The organism is Plasticicumulans sp. (assembly GCF_035331805.1).
GTDB lineage: Bacteria > Pseudomonadota > Gammaproteobacteria > Competibacterales > Competibacteraceae > Plasticicumulans.
Window position 1 is genome coordinate 1 of sequence record NZ_DAOLKE010000408.1, and the last position, 2905, is coordinate 2905.

4 protein-coding genes and 1 pseudogene are annotated in these 2905 nt (G+C 71.7%); 4 read left to right on the forward strand and 1 reads right to left on the reverse strand.

Annotated elements, in window-relative coordinates:
* Positions 1-516: RDD family protein (locus PKE44_RS17635; protein ID WP_324553876.1), on the reverse strand; the 516-nt coding region annotated here is incomplete at its 3' end.
* 116 nt (positions 517-632) lie between these two features.
* Between PKE44_RS17635 and PKE44_RS17640 the strand changes: the two genes are divergently transcribed.
* The 4 genes and pseudogenes from PKE44_RS17640 to PKE44_RS17655 form a co-directional block, all read left to right on the forward strand.
* Positions 633-986: a DUF2173 family protein gene (locus PKE44_RS17640; RefSeq protein WP_324553878.1), complete on the forward strand. Its 354-nt coding sequence runs from the start codon at positions 633-635 to the stop codon at positions 984-986.
* 134 nt (positions 987-1120) lie between these two features.
* Positions 1121-1507 carry a DUF2173 family protein gene (locus PKE44_RS17645; protein ID WP_324553880.1) on the forward strand — a complete coding sequence of 129 codons (387 nt, stop codon included), beginning with the start codon at positions 1121-1123 and terminating at the stop codon, positions 1505-1507.
* Between the two features lie 10 nt (positions 1508-1517).
* Positions 1518-1853 carry a DUF2173 family protein gene (locus PKE44_RS17650; RefSeq protein ID WP_324553882.1) on the forward strand — a complete coding sequence of 112 codons (336 nt, stop codon included), beginning with the start codon at positions 1518-1520 and terminating at the stop codon, positions 1851-1853.
* Positions 1854-2075: 222 nt separating this feature from the next.
* Positions 2076-2905, forward strand: a pseudogene (locus tag PKE44_RS17655) (hypothetical protein); the annotation flags it as partial.

Genomic DNA, 2905 nt, shown 5'->3' on the forward strand with positions numbered 1-2905 from the left:
GCCATCCCGTAGCAGCCGGACCATCTCGGTCCCGGCCGCCCGGTCGGGCAGGCGGCTCGCCAGCGTCGCGATCAGGCAGGCGAGCGACAGCGCGATCGCCATCCACACCGGCGCGTGCAGTGCCTTGTAGAGCCCCAGCCCCGGCACGAGCCAGGCGAGGCCGGCCAGGAAGCGCAGCAGCGCATGCCACCAGCCGATGCGCCCGCCGCCGGGCAGCTGCACACGCAGCTTCCAGGTGCGCAGGCCGAGCGTCTGGCCGCCGTGGACCCAGAAGCCGCCGTAGTACGCGAAGCAGACGAGGAACACGAAGCTGGTGTTCCACGGGTTGCCGGCGAGCCCGGCATGCTGCCCGTAGCCTTCGGCCCCGAGCAGCAGCCGGCCGAGCCCGGTGGCCAGCGCCTCGGCCATGACCAGCACGCCGGCGAGCGGCAGCACGTCGTAGACCGCGGCGGCGAGGCGACGAAACAGCGGGGCGGGAACGAAGCGGTCGGCGGTGACCGGCGGCAGCAGCGACATGGACAGGACCGGGGCAGGAAAACGGCGGGGCATTTAACTATGTTCCGCGAGGCCGCCGACAGTGCGGCCGACGGCCGCAGCGCCGTCACACGACCAAGCACCACCGGGGAGCCTGAATGAGCATCGTGGCCGATCTGATGAACCTGCCCGGCGTCATCGCCGCCGGCGAGTACGCGTTCCGCGGCGACCGCTATTCCTATCGCGGGCAGCTCACCGAGGATCAGGCACGCATGTGCACGATCCTCTGCCGGGCCTCGACGATGGGCATCGTCATGCAGGGCCGCATGGCCGAAACCGCGCTGCCCGGCGCCGGCATCCGTCCGCGCGGCTGGGCGATGCGCGGACCCGAGCACGCGATGTGCGTGGTCGGGAATGTCTTCTGCGTGATGAAGAACCAGTCCGGCACGATGGACTCGGTGCTCGCGCGCCTGAACACGGCGATGGCCGACGTCGACATGCACCTCGTCTGATCCGCGCCGGCAGCACCACCCGTACGCGACCTGCCTTCCAGAAGTCATCCTGCCGTCATCCGGCGCCATCCCGCCGGCGGCACCCGCGACCAGACCATCGGCAAAGACCGACTTCGTCAGGAGAGAGAAACAACATGGCCAGACTCGGAAACCTGCTCGACCAGCCCGGCGTGCTCGCCGCCTTCGAGTTCCGCGCCAGCGGCGAACTGCTCGACCACGAGCTGCGCGCCGGTTCACCGATCACGACCGACATCCTCGAACTGCTGGCCAGCATGTGCGCGGCCAACGTCAGCATCTGCGGCATGCAGGCGCGCGGCTGGGAGAAGCTCACCGGCATGAGCGGCTTCTCGAACGTGCGCGAGTTCACGCTGGTCGGCTTCGACTGGTCGGTGGTCGTCAGCTGCGCGCAGCGCGAGGCCCAGCGCGCTGCCGGCCAGGAGACGATCGCGCCGTACCAGGGGGTCGTGCTGATCAACCGCGATGCCCGCTACGAAGCGGCCTGCAAGGCGCTGGAAGCCTGAGGAGGCCGACATGATCAAGCGCCTGCTCGCAGTCGACGGCGTGCTCGCCGTCTGCCGCTTCCGCGACGACGGCGGCATGGTCGAGAGTTACGGCGTCGGGCTGGATCAGGACCAGCTCGGCAAGCTGTCGCTGGTCGCGCACGAATACCGGCGCATGCTGCAGGGCCACGCCGACCTGTTCTCGATGTTCACGAACATGCGCGGCTGGACGCCGCCGCGCGGCTGGGCGGTGCGCGGCGAAAAGCTGACGCTGTGCGGCGTCGCCGGCGTCGTCTGCATCCTCGACAACGCCGAAGCCGACTACGACGAGGTCCTGAAGGACATGATCGAGATCGCGCACTGGTAGGCAGGCCGGGCGTGCGGGGAGCGCCCGGCATCCTCCGTGCGCGTTCGCCCGCATCCGCCCGCGCCGGCCTGGATGCAGCAAGCGGCGGTCGGAGCAGACAATTTCCGGCCGCCGCGCGCGACGGCAGAGGGCTGGCTTTGATAAGCTGCGCCGGTGGTTTCGGCGCGACGATTGTTGCTGCTCCGCTACGAAACCCCGCCCGTTCCGTACCGGAGTCTGCGAATGCCGTCGTCTTTCCATCGCTGTCTGCGGGCGCTGCTGCTGCCCGCCGTGCTGCTGGTCCCGATTTCCGTCCCTGCCGCCCCGGCGGCGACCGAACCGGTCGCCGCCGAGCTGCGCACCCGTCTCGCCGCACCCGAGGCGCTGGCCGGCGAGGCGCTGCGTGAGCGTCCGCTGCTCGCGCGCTTCTACGCCGCCCGCGCCGGCAAGCCGGCCTGGAGCGAGCCGCGCCTGCTCGATGCGCTGCTCGCCGCCGTCGACAGATCCCCCGAGGACGGCCTCGATGCCGGCGACTATCACCGTGCCCGGCTGGCGACGGCGATCGACGCCGCCCGCCGCGGCAGGCTCGATGCGACCGGGCTGGCCGCGCTCGACGTGCTCGCGACCGATGCCTGGCTCGCGCTCGCGCAGGACCTGCTCTCCGGGCGGCTCGACCCGCAGCAGCTCGACAAGGACTGGACGCTGCGCCCGCGCAGCCGCGATCTGGTCGCGGCGCTGAACGAGGCGCTCGCGAACCGGCGCATCGGCGAGTCGCTCGCGGCGCTGGCGCCGGCCTACCCCGAATACGCGCAGCTGCGCCGCGGTCTCGCCGAGCTGCGCCGCCAGCTCGCGGCCGGCGGCTGGCCGACGGTCGGTGCGCTCGCGAAGGGCGAGAAGATCGAACCCGGCCAGCCGCACCCGCGCGTGCGCGAGATCCGCGCCCGGCTGCTGGCGACGAAGGAAGTCGAGGCGACGACGCCGGTGCTGGCGCCGGTCAGCGTGCCGGTTCCGGCTCCGGCTGCACCCGCAGCGGCCACGACGGCAGCCGGCGGCGAGACCGCCGCCACGCCTGC